The following is an 18,850-nucleotide window of genomic DNA, read 5'->3' on the forward strand; positions in this document are numbered from 1 at the left end:
TTGCGAATATCGAGATAAATCGCACCAAAGCCCGCTCGTTATTCCAGGGTGGCCGTATTTGCGCCGGCTCGCTTCCTAGAATTATTTGCAACAAACAAAAAGAGGGAGGTGGGCGTGAGCTCAATTTGCAATTGTTATTCGTGCGCGGCCATTGCTTGGCTGGCCGTGGATGTTTTGTGGTGCTTGCACGCATCGGTACATCACACGATCCGACGCACCCGAATTCGGGTCACGTCGGCAGAGGCGCCGTAATTCCGCAGGTCGGCAGCCCGGTTACATAGCCATAGCCACTTTCGCCGCCGGTACCGCAGCCGGTTCGGTGCGGCAGGCGCTGCCACGCCTCTTTCTTTCCCAATTCATTTTCGCCACGCAAACAGACGCAGTCAGGGAGACTGGACAATGGGAACAGGCACGCCCCAGCGGCCACCATCGGGCATACCTCAAGGCCATCCCGCATCGACATCGAATGCCGAGCGAGAACCTCAGACGGCCGTCGCCCCGCTGAACACCATCGCCAAGGAAGACATCGCCGCCGCGAGCAAGGTGGTGGACGGATGGCTGCGGTCCTTCACCGGCGGCTATGTCACGCTCGAGCGGCTGACCACGGTGCTGGGCAGCATCCCCATCGTGGGCAACATCATGGCGCTGGTGGATGTTTTTCTCGACATCGTCACCATCCTCGAGAAGAAGTCGACCGATGCCGCCACCAGGTTCCTGAACTGGGCCAGCCTGGGCATCAATCTCATCGGACTGATTCCCGCACCACCCACCATGGCCGCAGCGCGCATGAGCCTGCGACCCACGCTGCATCTGGTCAAGCAGGAGCTCCTGCATGGGGCCAGGAACCTCGGCGGGACCATCGTCACCATGCTCGTGGGGCACCTGAATGCATCCATCGTCGGTGAGCTGGAAACCTTCATCGATGGAGCCATCGCAAGGCTCTCGGGCATTCTGGAAGATTGCGCGAGGCTCTCAGACAGCATCCTGGACAACCTGATCGGCATCCTTCAGCGCGTGCTCGGCGGCCAGGACCTCTTCACCGTCGCCAGGCCGGGCGCGGCGGAAGCCAACGACTACGACCCCAAGACCCAAAGCACGTGGAGCGGCATGTGGCGCCGGGCGGTGAAGTATTCCGAAGGCACGGCCAAGCGCGCCGCCAACTACGCCGCCAGGAAGGCCGCCGCCTATCTGCCCGAAAGCGTCAGGGCCAGGGTCAACGAGGTGATCGATAGCCTGGGTGCCCTGAAGGCGGACTTCCGCAGGCAACTGGCGGACCTAGCCAACCAGGAACTGCAGGGCAGCATCATGTGGCTGCTGCGCCAGCTGCTGTCGGCCATGGCGCAGAAGAAGAGCCTGCGTGCGGCCATGGTGCCGCCCGGTGCAGGTGCCGAAGCAAGAAGAAGCAGGCCCGACACCCAGGTCGAGCACCTCCGCGTGCAGGCGCCCGTCAAGGGTGATCCTGGTTGCAAGAACTGTCCGCTTTCCGGCGCACAGGTTCCCTCTTCAAGCAAGTTCGCCATCAGCCTTGCGACCGGCTGCGAAAGCTTCACCCATGTCGACTTCGCGCTGGTTGCGCCGTTGCCCATCACCTGGGCGCGCACCTACCGCAGCAATCTTGGCGCTTTCGACGAGGGCAGCCTCGGCGCAAGATGGCTCACGCCCTACAGCACTCGCGTGGACATCGCCACGCCGGCTCAAGGTCTGCGGGCCGGCGAGCTCAGCCTGATCTACCACGGCGCAGACGGCCGCAGCCATGCCTACCCGCTGCTGGCCGTGGGTCAGAGCTACCGCGATGCCATCGAAGAAGCGACGCTCACGCGGCTGAGCGAGACACTGTTGAGCGTTGATTTCGGCAAGGCCGCACCGGCGGGGGAGGCCGGCGACTGGCGCGAGATCTACGAGTACGTCGACAGCAGGCAGCCTCACTTCAGGCTCGTCGCGCAGCAGGCCAAAGACGGCATGACCATCGGCCTGCGCTACGACCATGTGATCGCATCCACCGGCGAACAGGTCTTGAGCGACATCGTCAGCAAGCAGGGCGACGTCACGATGGCCCATGTGGGCACTCGTCCCGATGCGCGAAGCGGGTTGATCACCAGCCTGTGGGAGATCAAGGGCGGTCAGGTCGTGCGCCAGCTCGCCGCCTATGTGCACGACGCCGAAGGCGACCTCGTCTCGGCTCAGGACGAAAACGGCGAGACCTGGGACTACCGCTACAGCCATCACCTCGTGACCCGATACACCGACCGCACGGGCCGGGGCATGAACCTCGAATACGACGGCACCGGCGTCGATGCCAGGGCGGTGCGCGAACGGAGCGATGACGGGAGCTTCGCCCTCAGGCTGGAGTGGGACAGGAACATCCGCTTGACCTATGCGACCGACGCGCTCGGCGCAGAGACCTGGTACTACTACGACATCCTTGGCTACACCTACCGGATCATCCATCCCGACAAGCGCCAGGAGTGGCTCTTTCGCGATGAAGCGAAGAACATCACGCGGCATGTCCGTACCGACGGCAGCACCGACGACTTCAGCTACGACGCCGACGGCAACCTGCGGACACACACGCGGGCCGACGGCAGCCAGGTGCACTTTGCGCACGACAGTCGCGGACGCATGACGGGCCTGCGCGACGCCGAGGGTGGCGTCTGGACGCGCGACTACGACGCCGGCGGCAACCTCGTCGAAGAGATCGACCCGCTGGGACACAAGACCGCGTACGCCTACGACAAGGCCGGCCGGCCCGTGCGAATCACCGATGCGAAGGGCGGCATCAAGACGCTGACCTACAACCCTGCGGGCCAACTTGCCAGCCACACCGATTGCTCGGGCAAGACCACGCGGTGGGAATACGACGAGCAGGGACGCCTGGTCAAGGCGACCGATGCCATGGGCCACAGCACGCGCTATCGCTATACGAGCGCGAACGAGCAGGGGAAGGCGGCTGCCGCAGCGGACGCCAACCGTCCGGGTCGATTCGAGGAAATCATCCTGCCGGACAACAGCAGCGAGCATTTCGTGCACGATGCCGAAGGGCGCCTGCTCGCGCACACTGATGCGCTGGGGCGCAGGACGCGCTATGGCTACACGCGGTCCGGCCTCGTGTCCCAGCGCACCGACGCGGCAGGGCACACGCTCAAGTACCGCTGGGATCTTCTGGGACGTTTGAGCGAACTGCACAACGAGAACGGCAGCCGTTACGACTTCCGCTACGACCCTGTGGGGCGCTTGCTCGAAGAAGTGGGCTTCGACCGCAGGACCACAAGCTACATCTATGACGACTCCACTGGGGTGCTGACGGAAGTGGTCGACGGCGGTCAAACCACGCATCTGCAATTCGACCCGATCGGCCGTCTCATCGAGCGCAGCGCCGACGGTGCTGCCGAGAGCTTTGCCTACGACCGGAACGGCCGATTGGTCGAAGCCGGCAACAGCGACGCGAAGCTTCAATTGTTCTACGACCCCGCGGGCAACCTGACGCGCGAGCACCAGCACTACCTGGAGGGCGCCCGCACCGCGGTCTGGCAGCACGGCTACGACGAACTCAACCAGCGCGTCGCGACCATCCGCCCAGACGGTCATGTGACTCAGTGGCTCACCTATGGCTCGGGCCACGTGCACGGATTGCTCGTCGACGGTCAGGAGATCCTGGGCTTCGAGCGCGACGACCTTCACCGAGAGATTGCGCGCGAACAGGGCAACGGGCTCCTGCAAAAGCAGAGCTACGACCCTGCCGGCCGATTGCTGGAGCAGCAGATGTCCCAGACCAGGCGCGGCGCGCTTCAGCCCACCGGCATCCGCCGCAGCTACCAGTACGACAGGGCCGGCCAGTTGATCTCCATCGGCGACAGCCGGCGCGGCAACCTGAGCTACCGCTATGACCCCGTAGGGCGGCTGCTCGAAGCCAACAGCCGACTTGGACGGGAGACCTTCGCGTTCGATCCGGCGGGGAACATCGGCAACCCTTCTTCAGAAGCCGAAGGCACAGCGGAGCCGGCAGGCCGAATCACCCATCGCGTCCCCGTTCGCGCGGGCGCTGACGGTCGCGGCTCGGTCGGCAAGCTGATGGACAACCTCCTGAAGGACTACGCCGGCACCCGCTACAAGTGGGACGAGCGCGGCAACCTCGTCGAGCGCAGCCGCAAAGGCGAGAAGACCGTGTTCACCTGGGACGGCTACAACCGAATGCGCAGCGCCGAGACCTTCGGCGAAACCACGACCTTTAGCTACGACCCCCTGGGCCGGCGCATCGCCAAGCGCACGCGGCATGCCTGCACCTTGTTCGGCTGGGACGGCGACATGCTGGCGTTCGAGAGCACGCAGAGCACGCAGAGCACGCAGAGCACGCAGAGCACGGAGGGCTGGCGGGCGCATGCCTGGCAAGGCGACAGCGTCCACTACATCCATGAACCCGGGTCGTTCGTACCGCTGGTGCAAATTCGACAAGCCCAGGCGGTTGTATTGAGTCAGACGACGGATGTGAAGGCGCTGATGGCCGACAACGGCGGGCGCTACGACATCGAACTCGACCCGCTATGGAACGGCGAACAGAGTCGAACGCCTGCGCCATTCGCCAGGGAAGAAATCGGCTTCTACCAGTGCGACCATCTGGGCACGCCGCAGGAGCTGACGGATCATGCGGGGCGTGTGGCGTGGTCGGCGAGCTACAAGGCTTGGGGGGAGGCGCGGCAGGCGATCAGTGAGGCGGGGAGGAAAGCGGGGTTTCGGAATCCGATTCGGTTCCAGGGGCAGTATTGGGACGAAGAGACCGGGTTGCACTACAACCGGTATCGGTACTTTGATCCGCAAAGCGGCCGCTACATCAGCCATGACCCCATCCGTTTGGCTGGTGGGATCAATCTCCAAGAGTATGCATTTAATCCGCTGGAATGGATCGACCCACTGGGTTTGGCAAAAACCGGAAAGGCTGGGCGCTATCACGGACCAAAGCCTACATATACGAATCCGGGACACCATGACGCGACGTCGCCAGATTTTCGTGGAGGCAGAAAAACATCCCGACTTCCTTGCCACCATGAAGCTTTGGCGTCCCGTGCTGTGCCCGATGCTGAGGGACGGCACTGGTACGCAGTCGATAACGAAGGAGTCTTCCATCGATTTGGCAATGGCAACGATGGAACCATGCATTGGAATGGCGACTCGACTCAAAATGGTGGTTTTCCTGTGCCTCCTGGCGTAAAAAAGAGGTTGGACAGCATCTTCAAAGATGGAAAAGCGGTTGAATCAAATTGCTCACGATCATGAAAAGCGTTATTGATATCTGTACTCGAAAATCCAGTGACGGGCGGCGAATTTTCGTGGATCGAATGCTAATATCCATGGACGATGTAATTTTTGGAAGCGAGGATGCGACTTGCCTTTCAGATTTGTTGGTGGGTGAAATAGATCGGCTGATGTTAAATATCGAAAAACAAAAAGATAATATTGATTTTGCAAGAAGCATCTTTGGTCAAAAAATGCCCCCCGAATATTTTTTTCAACTTCTGCACGATGCGTGCTGGGTGGAGGGTGATTGGCCAGGAAGTTTAGGCGCAAGTGCGGTCGAGCCTTCCGTATACATCGGCCTCCCAGGTGGCAATGAAATATTTGATGCGGATGAGGCTTATTTTGTTGTTGTCGATTCGATGGACGGTATTTTGCTATGCCGCAAAAGAGGTGGCGGAGAATTGGTCATGTTGAAGGTTAATGTGCATGACTATGTCGATATTTGGAGGCGTGTGAAATCTGAAATCATTTCCTGAAATTTGGACAAAACGCCGCGCAAACGATCGTATGTCGAAGCCGGAATTGTCGATAGCATGACTCTGCGGCCAGCAGTTGATGATGTTAGAAAGGGAGGGTGATTGCCTGGCCTTTGTGCCGCTACAACAATCGATGGGTGGGAGCTGGGTAAGGACGCCGAGCTGGACGTAGTGGATGATAAGCCTGATGGGCTCGTCACTGTACAGTCAGCAAAGGATCAAAATGATGAAAAGCTCAAATCTTGGTCCGCCACTCGCAGTGTCGGCAAGCCGAACCTATATACCGACGTTCTGCTTGGGAGCATTCGATTAAGGATAAAAAATAATCTTTCGTGAAGAAGTTCTTGAGAAATGTCTTGAGGAAAGTGGGACTTTCCTCGTTGGCGTTGGTGCCGTAGTTGGAGGCGGAATCCGATTGTTCACGGGAGGGCGCATGGCTCATGAGCTATGAATATAAATTGGTTTTTGATGATCCATCGCTGATGCAGAGTGTGGTGCGTGCGTTGAAATCAAGCGACTCTTTAGTTGAAGATAAAGGGCGGGAGATTTTTCTAAAGGATCAGTTGCTGCAGTCGAGTGCTAAATATGATGTCAGACTGATTTTGGAAAACGATTCTTCCATATGGTTGGAAGTGAACTCCAAAGCGGTTGGTCTGTATGGATTAATGATGGGTGCCCTCGAAGGTGGCATTGTAAGATGCTATGAAGATGGGGATTTGCATGATCAAATGAGTTTGAAGGAGGCTTTTCGCATTAAGGCATGAAGACCGGCGGTCATTGCGATCGGGCTCTGCGCTTTTAAAAGTCGATCCCGGTTGGGCGCGAGATCAAAAAAATTGATTCCAGTAAGTTGACTGGCGACCTGCTGCATGAAATCAAAGGCAGCGGTGCGTCGTTTATTTAGCGAAATTAGCGACGCTAGGCAATATACGAGTCGCGAATTGAGGTCCTGGGCGACCTCTGGGTGGTCCGCTCACGGGAACCGACGAATCGCTCCGGGCGCATTGCTCGGTCGATCCCAGAACGGTCAGGATGCCGGCCGCACTCGTTGTCCAAGTGCACGTTCCCTATGCACTCACCGCCGCGCCCGCGGCAACGCCACCGGCGCCAGCGTAGCCCTCAGCCTGCTGGTCGCATCCGGCTCCGCTGCTGCATCCACCTCCAGGGCCCGCTCGACATTGCCGATGTGCTCCAGCATCAGCCGCCGCGCCCCGGCCGTGTCCCCGGCCTCTAGCGCCGCGACGATCGCGCCGTGCTCCGCGCAGGACTGCCCGGCCTCGTGCTTCGACTGGTAGAGCGTGGCCGCCAGCGTGGTCCGCGCGGTGAGGTCGCGCAGCACGTCGACGAGCAGCTGGTGCCCCATCTGCTCGGCCAGGCAGACGTGGAAATCGGCCAGCAGGAAGGCGCGGGTGGCGGCGTCGGCGCCTTCGATGGCGCGCTGTTCGTCGGCGATGTGGTCGCGCAGCTTGCGGATCACCTTCGCGAGCGGCCGGCCTTCGCTGGCCTCGAGGATGCCGGCCTCGACGATGCGCCGGGCCGAGAACGCGTCGCGCGCTTCCTCTGCGGAAGGCTCCACCACGTACCAGCCGCGGCGCGACTGCACCTCGACGAAGCCGCGTGCCTGCAACTGCATCAGCGCCTCGCGCACCATGGTGCGACTCACCGAGAAGTTCTCCGCAAGCGCCTGCTCGCCGAGCCGTTCGCCCGGCGCGAGCTTCTGCGCGAGGATGGCCTCGACGACGCGTTCGGCGATGACGGTGGGGCTGACGTCGGGGGCGGGCATGAGGCGGTCCGGTCTTTCCTGTGGTGGTCTCTTCAGTGGCTCGCGGTGTTTACCACGGTCCCGGCCTCGGCCAGCGGCTCGTCGTCGGGCGAGTAGTTGCCGTCGAGCACCGCATGGGCGCGTTCGCGGTCGATATCGCCTTCCCAGGCGGCGATGGCCACGGTCGCCACGCAGTTGCCGATCAGGTTGCCCAGCGCGCGGGCGATGCCCATGAACCAGTCGACCGACAGCACCAGCACCAGCCCAATGGCGGGAATCGCCGGAATGGCGTGCAGCGTGGCCGCCAGCACCACGATGGCCGAGCCCGGCACGCCGTGCGCGCCCTTGGAGGTGACCAGTGCGATCGCCAGGATCGTCAGCAGGTCGGCCATCGAGATCGGCGTGTTGGTGGCCTGCGCGATGAACACGGCCGCCAGCGTGATGTAGATCGAGAACGCGTCGAGGTTGAACGAGTAGCCGGTGGGAATGACAAGGCCCACCGTCGAATCGCGGATGCCCATGCGGCGCAGCTTGGCCATGACCTGCGGCAGCACGCTGTCGGAAGAGGTGGTGGCGAAGACGATGGTGAGCTCCTCGCGCAGGTAGCGCAGCAGCTTGATGAGGCTGAAGCCCGACATGCGCATCACCACGCCCAGCACCACGAACACGAAGACCAGCACCGCGCCGTAGAAGAGGGCGACCAGCATGCCCAGCTGCTTGAGCGAGCCGATGCCGTACTGGCCCACCGTGAACGCGATCGCGCCCAGCACGCCCAGCGGCGCCAGCTTGATGATGATGCCCATGATCTTGAAGAGCACCAGCGAGAGCGCATCCACCACCACGGCCACCGGCTTGCCGCGCTCGCCCAGCAGCGTGAGCGCGCAGCCGAAGAGCACCGCGAACAGCAGCACCTGCAGCACGTCGCCGGTGGCGAAGGCGTTCACCACCGTCGTGGGGATCAGCTTCATCAGGAACTCGACCGTGCCGCCGCTCGCGAGCTTGTCGGCGTTCGAGGCATAGGCGCTCATCGCGGCCGGGTCGAGCTTGGACGGGTCGACGTTCATGCCCGCGCCCGGCTGGAATACGAAGCCCAGCACCAGCCCCATGGCCAGCGCGATGGTGGTCAGCACCTCGAAGTAGATGAGCGACTTCACGCCCACCCGGCCCACGCGCTTCAGGTCTCCCGCGCCGGCGATGCCGTGCACCACCACGCAGAACACCAGCACGGGGATGATCATCTTGATCAGCTTGATGAAACCGTCACCGAGCGGCTTGAGCTTTGCGGCGAACTCGGGAGCGACCAGCCCCACGAGCACGCCGAGCACCAGCGCGATGACCACCTGACCGAAAAGCGATTTGGCGAAGCGGGGCATGAGGAAGATCTCCTGTCAGTCTGTCTTGTCGAGGTTTTGCATGCAAGGCTTGCCATTTCTTGCATGCAAGAAATGTAGGCAAGAAGACTTCGAGGCGATCAGAGGGTATTCCCGGGCATCGCCGGGAGCGCACTGCCGCGTTCGCCGAAAGATCGGGCGCACGCAGCGGCTCGTTCAGAAAGAGGGCTGAGGAGTCGCTTGGAGCCGCGCCATGGCAGCGCCTCGGCAGCGGTTTGGCGAGGCCGTGGCGGGTCAGGGCCGACGGCACGCCGGACAGCAAGCGGGCGCCAGACGAGCCCCGGCTCCCGGCTCAGGCGGCAACCGGCTGCGAAATGCCGCAGAGTGCGTCTGTCACCGGCCTGGTGCTTCGCTGCTTCACCGCCACGTCGGCGAGAGAGAGGATGCCCACGAGCCGCTTGTCGCGGTTGACGATCGGAAGGCGCCTGATCTGGTGGGCAGCCATGATCTGCGCCGCGTGGTCGAGGCGATCGTCTTCGTACGCCCAGCGGATGCCGGCGGACATCACGTCGCGCACCTTGGCCTTTGCGCCGCGGCCCTCCGCGATGCCGCGAACCGCGATGTCGCGGTCCGAGATCGCGCCCACCATGCGGTCGTTCTCGCCCACCGGCATCATTCCGAAGTCGCCGTCGCGCATGCGCTGTGCGGCTTCCTCGACGGTCGCATCGGGGCTGATGACCTCGACTTCGCGGGTCATCACTTCGTGGATCTTTCGCATCTGGGGGGCCCTTTCCTGAAAGTCATGGCTTGCGTGAGGCGGCGACTGCGTACAGACCGGGTCTATTCCGTTCCAGCGGCGAATGTGTAGGAGAAGCGCGGCAAGGTGGTGGTGTCGAGGGCGACGTGAAAAAGCTATCTGCTGCGAGGCGCACCCGGGGCCTGCTCGCCCGGTGGCAGGGGCGCCGTTGGCGTGGCGGGCAGTTCCACCGGCACTTCGAATCGCTTCTGCAGCACGTGGAAGTAGGCACCCGCCGCCAGCAGCGCGACCACTGCCGCCACGATGCCCCAGGCGAACACCCGGCGGTCTTCGCGCCGGGCACCTGCAGAGCCGCGCTCCTGCTGCATGTCGTGCATGTCGTTCACGTCGCTGGGCGCCTTCTCGTTCGCTCGTTGTTCTTCCATCGCATCACTTCGTCGTCGCCTGGAAGTCGGCCTTGCCCTTTTGCTCTTCGATGGCCTCGCATGAGCTCCAACCAGCCTTGCATTCGGAACCTGCAGCATCGCCCGAGGGCGTCGCCGGAACATTCATCTGCCCACGTATCGAAAGTGCCTTGGGGCAAGAAGCGGCAGCGTTACTGTGGTTGAGTTTCTTCATGTCGATCTTCTTGGGACGCCGGCTCTCGTTGCACTCAGAAGGGGAACCTAGGAACGGATCGGCTCCTCATTCGCCGCGATCGATCAGTTGGCGATCTGTTCGCGATCAGCTCGGCGCACGAAACCCAGGCTAGAAAGCACCAGGGGTGCGTCGATAGGACGTGCGGCGATGCAGCCGTCAGTCCACGCCGACGCACCGCCGCGCTGCCGGACGGGTCTCACGCCAAGCTGCTGCCGATTCCCACCGAAGCCACCCATACGCGGCGCAACATGGCTGCGCACGGGAAAGGAAGCTTTCATGCAGATGCTGCAGTTATCCAGCGAGCGGCGCGCACGCCTGCTGTCGCACGGCCTCCTGGCCATCAACGCGAGAAGCCAGGAGGTTCTTCAAGGGCTCACGTTCGAGGAGTCGCAGTTCCTGATCGATTTCGACGATGGCGGACATGGCGCGGGCGACGCCGCTTCGATGGAGCGCCGCGAAGAACTTGCGCTGCGGCACGAGCAGGCGCGGCTTCGCATCGCGAGGGCTGACGACGAGAGCAGTGCGGCCGAGGAGCCGCGGCCGAGCGTGGCTTCGAAGTTCTGAGGCGCTCAGGGCACGCGCTTGTTCGGCGATGCGCCGCCGGGGTTGGTGGGCGGGGCGGGCCGTTGATCCTGAATGACGGTGTCGTTGCCAGCGTAGTCCTTCTCGGCTTGTGCGCTGCATGCCGCTCGCGCCGCCGCGGCCTGAAGCTCGTCGCACTTCTTCAGGGCCGCGCGGTAGTCGGACTCTTTCCGAGCCTGCTGCGCTGCGTTGCGCGCGTTGCCTTCGCCCTTGGGCTTGCCCGGGCCGCTCGCGTCGATCTCGGCTGGCAGGGGCAAGGGCGCCTGCTGCGCTGCAGCCTGCGCCGCAGCCAGGCAGAGCGCGGCGATTGCGGCGAATATCCTGAGGTCGGGTCCGTCCATGGCGGCCTCCGCAAAGGAACCAATCTGGGCCGCGGTTGCGGGACGCCATGTCGGACGACTGCCCCTCGCACCGACGGAAGTGATGCGGGGCCCCGGGAACACGCTGGGCGCGCTAGCGCCGCACGAACACCTCGATCTCGACGCGGCGGTTCGGCGCGAGGCAGTCGATCAGCTCGGCACGCTTCGCGGGCTGCGTGCACTGCACCTTCGGTTCCGTCTCGCCCTTGCCCTGCACGTGGATGGCCTGCGCGGGGACGCCCGAGCGCACGAGGTAGTCGCGCACGGTCTCGGCACGCGCCAGCGAGAGCGCCTGGTTGTAGGCGGCGCTGCCGAGGCGGTCGGTGTGTCCGGTGATGCCGATCGACTCCACCGGGCCGGCGCTGCGGATGTCGCTTGCCAGCGCTTCGAGCCTGCGCCGGCCTTCTGGCAGCAGGTCGGACAGCGAGCGGCCGTCGAAGCGGAACAGGCCGTCGGCGCCGAGGGTGGTCCTCGTGGCCGGGGCCGCCGACGGAGTGGTGGCAACGGGCGCGGCCGCCACGCGCGGCGGCCGCAGCAGGTCGGCACAGCCGGGGCCCTTCCAGTACATGCCGTTCGTCAGCACGTCCGCGTTGAAGCGGACCATGTACTGGCAGGTGAAGTACTCGGGGCCGGCGCCCGTGCGGAAATGGAAGATGTAGTTCCACTCGCGCACGCCGCCCAGCCCCTCGCTGAAGTGCGGAAAGCCCAGCAGTTCGCGCACCTGGTCCTTGCCCATGCCGGTGCGCATGGCGCGCAGGGCCTCGAGATTCGGGAAGGCGCCTTGCTTCCACGTGGCCGAGCCCGGCGCGGGGAAGTCGTCGTCCCTCGGCGGTGCCGGGTTCTCCGCGGCGGCCCGGGCCTGCATCTCAGGGGTGATCGAGTAGCTGGCGCAGCCGCCGGCCAGCAGCGCGGCCATGCAGATCGCGGAAACGGTGAAAAGGGCCCTGGTGCGAAGAGGCTTGTTCATGATGGAGTTCGTCCGGTTCATCTGTGTCGCCTTCCCTTCAGTTGAAGACCCATTCCGCGCCGACGGTGGCGCCCACGCCGGCACGGCTGGTGGCCACGCCGCCGGTGATGCTCCAGGCGTTGTTGTCCGCGGTGCGGCGGAAGCTCACCCCCACTGCGCTCTGGCCCTTGAAGGAGCCCGCGCCGATGCGCATGACCGTCTTGCCCGGCACGTAGCTGCCGGGCATCTGCAGCGCCATCGCGGCGGCGACACCGGCGTAGGCGTTCTTCTCCACGCCGTCGAGTCGGTCGCCCAGGGCGTTGATGCGGTTGTTCAGGCCGGCGCTGGTCGCGTTGAGTTGGTTGACGTTGACGGCATCGGTGCCCGCCACGCCCGGTGCCACGTTGTGCACCGTCACCGGACCGGTGGCATTGCTGCCGCCCATGGTCACGCTGTTGTAGTTGGTCGAGCCGTCGGGGTTGGTGTCGTACTTGACCGTGGATTGGTCGATCACCGCCACCTGGCCCTGCACGCCCCGCAGCTGCGACACGTTGACGGCGTCGCTGTCGGCCGTGCCCGCGGCCACGCCGGTGATCTGGCGGAACTGGCCGCTGGCCGCATTGCCTACCGACACGGCCGCCAGCGTGCTGGTGGTCGCGCCGATGGCGATGCGCTGCGCGTCGGTCGCGGTGGGCGGAACGTAGCCGGCCACGCCCGCCGCGGTGGACGCCACCGAGCCTGCGCCCAGCGCCACGCCTCCGGCCTGCGTCACGCTGGTGCCCGCACCCAGCGCCACGCCCTGCACGGCGGCGGCGGACGACTGCGTGCCCAGCGCGATCGAGTCGGCCAGGTGCGAGGTCGAGCCCTGGCCGATCGCGATGCCGCCCGGCGCGCTCTGCTGCACCACCGCGCCGTTGCCGATGCCGATGCCGTTGTTGCCGTTGACCACCGTCTGCGGACCGACCGCCACCGACTCCGCGCCGATCGCCAGCGAATCCGCCGCCGTGGAGTTGGCGTGGAAGTACTGGATCGGCGTGACTGCGAAGGACTGCAGCGCGCCGCTGAGCTGGCGCAAGGTGACCGCGTCCTGCGCCTGCGTGCCGTCGGCGACGTTGGTGATCTGGCGGTAGGTGGTGGCGCTGCCCACGGAGAGGGCGCCCAGCAGCGTGCGGTCTGCAGTGTTGAACGGGATCAGCGAACTGCCCGCGGGGATGTTGCCGGTGCTGCCTGCGACCGCGCGGTCGGAGACGGAGCCGGAGCCGAGGGCGACCGAGCCGTCGATAGTGGCGCTGGCATCCTTGCCTGAGGCGATGGCGTCGGCACCTGTCGCGCCGTTGTTGTTCTCGTTGCCGCCACCGATCGAGTTGACGCTGTAGTACCTGATCTTGTTTGCAGTGACGGTGGTGCTCAGGTTCTCGATCGACTGGTTGGTGGCGAAGAGCTGCGAGCCGTTGATCGCATCGGTCGAGGAGCCGGAGATCCTGCCGGCGGCCACGTTGGTGATCGTGCGTTCGCCGCCGACCGTGCCGACGCTGACTGTGCCTACCGGCGCGATGCCCTGGAAGTTGTAGGCCTTGCCGTCGATCGTCGTGCTCGGCGTTGCCACCGCCGTAGCAGTGACCGAGCCCGCGCCCAGCGCCACGCTGTTGGCGGTGCCGGCCGTGGCGCCCAGACCCATGGCCACGCTCGAGGCACCTGCCGCCGTCGCGTTCTTGCCCGAGGCAATCGCGTCGGCGCCGGTCGCGCCGTCGTTCGCTTCGTTGCCCCCGCCGGTGGAGTTGACGTGGTAGTACCTGGTCTTGCTGCCGGCCACCGTGGAGGTTAGCTGGTCGATGTTCACGGCATCGGTACCAGCCACGCCGGGCGCCACATTTGTGATCACCTTGCTGCCGGCGTTGATGCCGGTCACCGTCACGTTCGGGCCGCCCACGATGGTCAGGCCGTTGTTGTCGATCTTCGTGTTGCCGGTGGTCACCGAATTGAAGGTCGGATCCGGCACCACATCGACCCTAATCTGGTTGCCTGTGCGCGTGACGGTCGTATTGCTGCCGTTGGCGAAATCCGCGGTCCCGCCCGGCGCAATGTTTTGCGGCGCCCCGCCGTTGGCGCTCAGGTTCCAGCCCTTGCCCGCCGTCGTTGCCACGTCGGCGATCGCTGAGTTCGTGGCGGCCAGCTGCGAACCGTTGATTGCATCGGTCGAGGTGCCAGATATCCTGCCAGCGGCCACGTTGGTGATCGTGCGTTCGCCGCCGGCCGTGCCGACACTGACCGTGCTCGTTGGCGTGGTGCCCTGGAAGATGTAAGGCGTGCCGTTGATCGTTATGCCCGGTGTTCCCACCGCCGTCGCCGTCACCGAGCCCGAGCCCAGTGCCACGTCGCCCGCGTTGTTCGCCACTGCCGTGTCGCCGAACGCGACCGCGCCTGCTGCCAGCGCCTTGCTCGTGCTGCCGATGGCGACGCTGCCCTGGCCGACCGCGGTGTTCTGGTAGCCGATGCCGACCGCGCCCTGCGCCGCCGTGCCGGGCACGCTCACGTCCTGGCCGCCGCCGCCGACCTTGTTGGTGTTGCCCATCGCCACGGAGCCGTTGCCGGTGGCGGTGTTGTCCAGGCCGTTCGCGATCGCGCCGTTGCCGGTGGCAGTGTTCGGATCACCGATGGCCACCGCGCCGCTGCCGTTGGCGACGTTGCCGGAGCCGATGGCGACCGCCTTGCCGCCGGTGGCCTTCGAGCTGTTGCCGATCGCTACTGCATCGGCCGAGTCGGCGACGGTGTTGTTGCCCATCGCGATTGCGTTGATCGCGGAGGCCTTGGCGCTGTTGCCGATGGCGACTGCCTGGTCGGCGGACGCAGTGGCAAGTGCGCCCAGGGCGGTGGCGTTCTGACCGCTCGCCGCCGAGCCAAACCCGATGGAGGTTGTGCGCGTGAGGGTTGCGGCGGCGTTGTTGCCCATCGCCACGGCCCCGTCGGCCGCAGCGCTGGCTCCCGACCCCGCCGCGACCGAGCCGATTCCGGCCGACACTGCCTGGTTGCCCATGGCCAGCGAGAAGTCCGCCGAAGCATTGGCGAGATTGCCGAGCGCCGCCGAACTGGTTCCCGCCGCGTTAGCCCTGGTGCCGATGGCCGCGGAGTCGGTGCCCCCTGCATTTACTCCCCAACCGCCGGCGAAGGCACGCGTGCCACTGGCCGTCGAACTCACGCCTACCGCCGTGGAGTTCCCGCCCGAAGCGCTGGCGAAGGTACCCAGGGCGCTGGCACCGGCTGCGGTAGCGGTGGCGGCAGCGCCAAGCGCGACCGCGTTGACGTCGCTTGCGACCGTGCCGGTCCCCAGTGCAATCGCCGAGGTTCCCGAGGCCGCCGCGTTCAGCCCGATCGACGTCGTTGCGTTGCTCGCGACACCTATACCAGCATTGGTGCCGATGGCCACGTTGTCGTTGCCGCTGACCAGGTTGCCTGCCGAGGCCTTCAGGGTGGCATCGTAGGCAACGGTGCTGTCGCCGACGCCCAAGGCGATGTTGCGCGTCCCCGTGACGCCCGAGCCCGCGCCTCGCATCACGCTTGCAATGCCACCGCCCATGGCAGTGTTCTGTGCGCCGGTGACCAGCGTGCCTGCAGCGATGCCCACTGCGGCCGAACCCGTGTTGGCGGCCGTCGAGCCCGCACCCGCGCCCTGGCCGACTGCGACCGTGCTGGCGCCGGTTGCCACCGCCTGGGCTCCGAGCGCCACCGAACTGTTCCCTTGTGCCCGGGCGCCGTTACCGAAGGCGGTGGCGGCTTTGTCGATCGCCGCTGCCTGGTTTCCCACGGCGACGGCTTGCTCTCCGGTCGCCTGGGATGAGGAACCCAGAGCAACGGTGTTGCCGCCGCTCGCGGTCACGTCCGTGCCGATCCCGATGGCGCCGTCGGCCAGAGCACCCGTGGTGGGCCCGGTGCGGGCGCCCAGATAGATGGAGTTGGCGCCCGAGGTAAAGGCCTGGAAGCCCAGGGAAATCGAGTTCTGCTCGGAGCTGAGGGCGTTGTAGCCTACTGCGAGCCCGCCCAATTGCTGGGCTTGCGCAAGCGAGCCCAGCGCGGTTGCGCCGATTCCCGAGGCCTTCGATTGGAACCCCATGCACGAGGCGGTGCCGTTGTACGCGTTGAAGGGCGAGGCCGAGCAGTCCACAGATTGCGCCTGTGCCAGGGAGGCCGCACCCATGCCCCCCAGTGTCAGCAGCGCGGTCATGAGTCCTGCACGCCATCCCCCCGACCGGGGAAGTGGGAGTGCGCTGCCTGCGGCAGCTTCCACGCGGGTTCCGCTGCGTTTTCCTCCGGCGGAAGTGATCTCGGACGCCGCCACCCAGGCGCCGAGGGATTCGTTCCACAACGAACGATAAGTCTTGTTCATGAGCCCCGTCCCATCCATTTAAAGGTCGTTGAATAGCCAAAAGCCATCCGGGCTCCCTGTGCAATTCGAATTATTTTTTGCAGGCAAATCTTATGAAATGAAATGGCGGCGGCCGTCTTTGCTGTCTCATTTTGGAGTCATTTTTTCGAAGTTATTCGAAAATTAAATCGATCTGAATATGCGGATAGTAGTATGAAGATACTCAATGAATTATTTTTTACAATCTTAATCATTTCGGATATTAGCTATAAGTTGTAATCAATATTTTTCAAAATGAACGATTTATGAATATATTGATTTTTCATTGAAATGTTGGTTCGCCACGGGGCAGCGCCTCGTCATGAGCACGAGTAGGCATCGAAGATTGGCTGGTTTTGGTGGGTCCCGTGGCATGCCGCGATAATCCTGGCCGTTCTGAAATGGCGATGCCTTTTCAGATCCTCACTACTTTTTTTGCTCTCTCGTCATGTCTTTCCACTCTGCATTTGGGGCATCCGCAGCTCTCGCATTCGGCCTGGCGCTGACCCTGCCCGCCATGGCTCAAATCAGTGCATTGGCGCCGCCTATGCAGTCCGACCTGAAAGACATCCGAATGAAAGCGATCACCAGCCTGCCCAAGGCCGGCGGCAGCGCCGGCGACCGCGACGGCTGCCCTTTGAGCGTGATCGAGCCCAGGTCGGCAGCGGCGAAGCTGGTGGCAGCGCAGGGCTGGGCCGTGATGGCAGACGTGCCGCTGGGCGCCTATCGCGCCGTCAGCTTTGCCGGCCGGATGAAGGCCGGCACGAGCGGCACCTGCAGCATCACCCAGGGCAACGTGGCCGTGTTCGACGGCGACAGGCTCCTTGCGCTGGCCTACGGCAAGTCGGACGAAGACACCGCCATCGGCAACCTGACGCCGCTCGAAGGCGGCAGAGTGCGCGTATGGAGCGGCGGCATCGTCGGCTCGCCCGTGGGCGACCTGCGCGTGGAGGCCGATGGCACCGTGCGGCTGCGCAGGGTGGCCGACGAGGAGTCCGTCTGCCGGGGCCGTGCCAGCGTGCCGAACGTCTACGGCATGCCGATCGACAAGGCCCGCAAGGCGCTGGCCGACAAGGGCTGGAAGCCCGTTCGCGTCAAGCCCGACGGCGAATCGCGGCAGGCCGGGTTGATCAGGCGTGGCATCGTCGAGGTCGAGTCCTGCGCGGGTACGGGCCTGGCCTATTGCAGCTTCAGATACACCGCCGCGGCGGGCACGCTGTCGCTCGTCACCGCAGGCGAAGAGGGCCTGCCGCACACCGTCGGCTACGACGTCAAGTGCCGCTGAACACGATGAAGAAGATGAACATGACCAAGACCCGGTGCTTCTCCCTGCACGCCGCGTGCGTCGCCCTGCTGCTTGCCGCCGCAGGCCCCGCCCACGCCATCGATTGCAGGAAGGCCGGCAACCGCGTCGAGCACATGATCTGCGCCGATGCCAGGCTCAAGGCCGCCGACGCGGAAATGGGCAAGGCCTATGCAGCCCTCGTGCAGCAGGCCGGCAACGACGCCGAACTGCGCGCGATGCTGGTGCGCAGCCAGAAGCGCTGGATCGAAGCGCGCGACACGCGTTTCGACTCGCCCATGGACTACCCCGGCGCGCCCGACGCCGCCGCCTTGCCCCGCAACCTTCTGCAGGAAATGCGCCGCCGCACCCGCACGTTGAGCGAGCCCGGCAAGACCGACCGCGCCGTGCCGCGCCTGCTCGAAGCCGCGCAGGCGCAGCGCAAGTTCCTCGCGCAGTTCACAGGCGGCCCCTTCGCTGGCTTCGCGACCTCGTGCGACTTCCTGCCCGGCGGCCAGCAACTGAGCTACGGCTGCTTCAGCGACCGCAGCTACCAGCACCACGAGCGCGTCTGCACGCTGCGTGACGACTGGGCCAGCGGCAGCTACTACCAGACGCGGCTCGTCGGCAATGTCGTTCAGGGCCGCCTGCAGACCGTCGCTGCATGCGGCGACGGATCCGAGGGCGGCAGCCCTTGCCCCGAGGCGGATGGCAACGGCAGGCCGGGCGCGCGCTGGAACCTCCAGCCGGGCATTGCGGCATCGACGCCGAAGCCTTCGCCCAAGCTCGATGCGGAAGCCGAACTCGAGGCCGACGACACCGCCTGGCTGCGGGCCTGCCTGACCGACGCACGCTATCCGCAGAGCGCGGCGCGCTGACGCCAGACGCCGCCAGCCGCCAGGCAGCGCGGCGTTTCGGGGCGGGCCTTGCCTGCGCACCTACATCGGCTGTCCTGCCGTTCCCACATCCAGCGCGATGGCAGCGCAAAAGCATGGGTTCCGGATCGACCACCGCCCCGGAGCGCAGCC

The 18,850-nt window shown here is 64.8% G+C and carries 13 protein-coding genes and 1 pseudogene; 6 read left to right on the forward strand and 8 right to left on the reverse strand.

What is annotated here, in order from left to right:
• Positions 1 to 399 precede the first annotated feature (399 nt).
• From G369_RS0126125 to G369_RS37785, 3 genes are all read left to right on the forward strand, one after another.
• Positions 400 to 5,268 carry an RHS repeat-associated core domain-containing protein gene (locus tag G369_RS0126125; protein ID WP_019657008.1) on the forward strand — a complete coding sequence of 1,623 codons (4,869 nt, stop codon included), beginning with the start codon at positions 400 to 402 and terminating at the stop codon, positions 5,266 to 5,268.
• Positions 5,265 to 5,765, forward strand: a complete 501-nt coding sequence (locus G369_RS38725; RefSeq protein WP_208604405.1) for a hypothetical protein — start codon at positions 5,265 to 5,267, stop codon at positions 5,763 to 5,765. Before G369_RS0126125 ends, G369_RS38725 begins: the two co-directional genes overlap by 4 nt.
• A gap of 440 nt (positions 5,766 to 6,205) precedes the next feature.
• Positions 6,206 to 6,529 (forward strand): hypothetical protein, encoded by a 324-nt coding sequence (locus G369_RS37785; protein ID WP_080647905.1) that lies wholly within the window; start codon positions 6,206 to 6,208, stop codon positions 6,527 to 6,529.
• Positions 6,530 to 6,840: 311 nt separating this feature from the next.
• Here G369_RS37785 and G369_RS0126130 read toward each other — a convergent pair whose 3' ends face one another.
• The 5 genes from G369_RS0126130 to G369_RS38730 form a co-directional block, all read right to left on the reverse strand.
• Positions 6,841 to 7,548: a GntR family transcriptional regulator gene (locus G369_RS0126130; RefSeq protein WP_019657009.1), complete on the reverse strand. Its 708-nt coding sequence runs from the start codon at positions 7,546 to 7,548 to the stop codon at positions 6,841 to 6,843.
• Positions 7,549 to 7,580: 32 nt separating this feature from the next.
• Positions 7,581 to 8,900, reverse strand: coding sequence for a C4-dicarboxylate transporter DctA (locus G369_RS0126135; RefSeq protein WP_019657010.1), 1,320 nt, complete (start codon positions 8,898 to 8,900; stop codon positions 7,581 to 7,583).
• Positions 8,901 to 9,210: 310 nt separating this feature from the next.
• On the reverse strand, positions 9,211 to 9,636 hold the full coding sequence (locus G369_RS0126140) for a CBS domain-containing protein (RefSeq protein ID WP_019657011.1): 426 nt from the start codon (positions 9,634 to 9,636) through the stop codon (positions 9,211 to 9,213).
• Positions 9,637 to 9,770: 134 nt separating this feature from the next.
• A complete protein-coding gene (locus G369_RS0126145; protein ID WP_019657012.1) occupies positions 9,771 to 10,040 on the reverse strand; it encodes a hypothetical protein in 270 nt (89 codons plus the stop codon).
• 4 nt (positions 10,041 to 10,044) lie between these two features.
• A complete protein-coding gene (locus G369_RS38730) occupies positions 10,045 to 10,233 on the reverse strand; it encodes a hypothetical protein (protein WP_157773784.1) in 189 nt (62 codons plus the stop codon).
• 297 nt (positions 10,234 to 10,530) lie between these two features.
• On the opposite strand from G369_RS38730, the gene G369_RS0126155 reads away from it, so the two are divergent.
• The gene (locus G369_RS0126155; RefSeq protein ID WP_019657014.1) at positions 10,531 to 10,818 is read left to right on the forward strand and encodes a hypothetical protein; all 288 of its coding nucleotides are present in this window, start codon (positions 10,531 to 10,533) and stop codon (positions 10,816 to 10,818) included.
• Positions 10,819 to 10,823: 5 nt separating this feature from the next.
• Here the strand turns inward: G369_RS0126155 and G369_RS0126160 are convergent, their stop codons facing one another.
• The 3 genes and pseudogenes from G369_RS0126160 to G369_RS0126170 all read right to left on the reverse strand — a co-directional run.
• Positions 10,824 to 11,177, reverse strand: a complete 354-nt coding sequence (locus G369_RS0126160) for a hypothetical protein (protein ID WP_019657015.1) — start codon at positions 11,175 to 11,177, stop codon at positions 10,824 to 10,826.
• Between the two features lie 112 nt (positions 11,178 to 11,289).
• Complete coding sequence (locus G369_RS0126165) at positions 11,290 to 12,162, reverse strand: OmpA family protein (protein WP_244164382.1); 873 nt, start codon at positions 12,160 to 12,162, stop codon at positions 11,290 to 11,292.
• 37 nt (positions 12,163 to 12,199) lie between these two features.
• A pseudogene (locus G369_RS0126170) lies at positions 12,200 to 16,522 on the reverse strand (ESPR-type extended signal peptide-containing protein); the annotation flags it as partial.
• 592 nt (positions 16,523 to 17,114) lie between these two features.
• Between G369_RS0126170 and G369_RS38310 the strand changes: the two are divergent.
• Together G369_RS38310 and G369_RS0126180 are read left to right on the forward strand one after the other, a co-directional pair.
• Positions 17,115 to 17,825, forward strand: coding sequence for a PASTA domain-containing protein (locus tag G369_RS38310; RefSeq protein ID WP_051127651.1), 711 nt, complete (start codon positions 17,115 to 17,117; stop codon positions 17,823 to 17,825).
• 20 nt (positions 17,826 to 17,845) lie between these two features.
• Complete coding sequence (locus G369_RS0126180) at positions 17,846 to 18,700, forward strand: lysozyme inhibitor LprI family protein (protein ID WP_063827424.1); 855 nt, start codon at positions 17,846 to 17,848, stop codon at positions 18,698 to 18,700.
• Positions 18,701 to 18,850 lie beyond the last annotated feature (150 nt).

The sequence above is a fragment of the Variovorax atrisoli 110B genome (genome assembly GCF_000382045.1).
Classification (GTDB): Bacteria; Pseudomonadota; Gammaproteobacteria; order Burkholderiales; family Burkholderiaceae_C; genus Variovorax; species Variovorax atrisoli.

Coding starts and splice junctions, on each gene's coding strand:
- G369_RS0126145 (WP_019657012.1), bottom strand. CDS start 10,040: ATGGAAGAACAACGAGCGAACGAGAAGGCGCCCAGCGACGTGAACGAC.
- G369_RS0126160 (WP_019657015.1), bottom strand. CDS start 11,177: ATGGACGGACCCGACCTCAGGATATTCGCCGCAATCGCCGCGCTCTGC.
- G369_RS0126140 (WP_019657011.1), bottom strand. CDS start 9,636: ATGCGAAAGATCCACGAAGTGATGACCCGCGAAGTCGAGGTCATCAGC.
- G369_RS0126130 (WP_019657009.1), bottom strand. CDS start 7,548: ATGCCCGCCCCCGACGTCAGCCCCACCGTCATCGCCGAACGCGTCGTC.
- G369_RS0126125 (WP_019657008.1), top strand. CDS start 400: ATGGGAACAGGCACGCCCCAGCGGCCACCATCGGGCATACCTCAAGGC.
- G369_RS38310 (WP_051127651.1), top strand. CDS start 17,115: ATGAAAGCGATCACCAGCCTGCCCAAGGCCGGCGGCAGCGCCGGCGAC.
- G369_RS0126135 (WP_019657010.1), bottom strand. CDS start 8,900: ATGCCCCGCTTCGCCAAATCGCTTTTCGGTCAGGTGGTCATCGCGCTG.
- G369_RS0126155 (WP_019657014.1), top strand. CDS start 10,531: ATGCAGATGCTGCAGTTATCCAGCGAGCGGCGCGCACGCCTGCTGTCG.
- G369_RS38725 (WP_208604405.1), top strand. CDS start 5,265: ATGAAAAGCGTTATTGATATCTGTACTCGAAAATCCAGTGACGGGCGG.
- G369_RS38730 (WP_157773784.1), bottom strand. CDS start 10,233: ATGAAGAAACTCAACCACAGTAACGCTGCCGCTTCTTGCCCCAAGGCA.
- G369_RS0126165 (WP_244164382.1), bottom strand. CDS start 12,162: ATGAACAAGCCTCTTCGCACCAGGGCCCTTTTCACCGTTTCCGCGATC.
- G369_RS0126180 (WP_063827424.1), top strand. CDS start 17,846: ATGACCAAGACCCGGTGCTTCTCCCTGCACGCCGCGTGCGTCGCCCTG.
- G369_RS37785 (WP_080647905.1), top strand. CDS start 6,206: ATGAGCTATGAATATAAATTGGTTTTTGATGATCCATCGCTGATGCAG.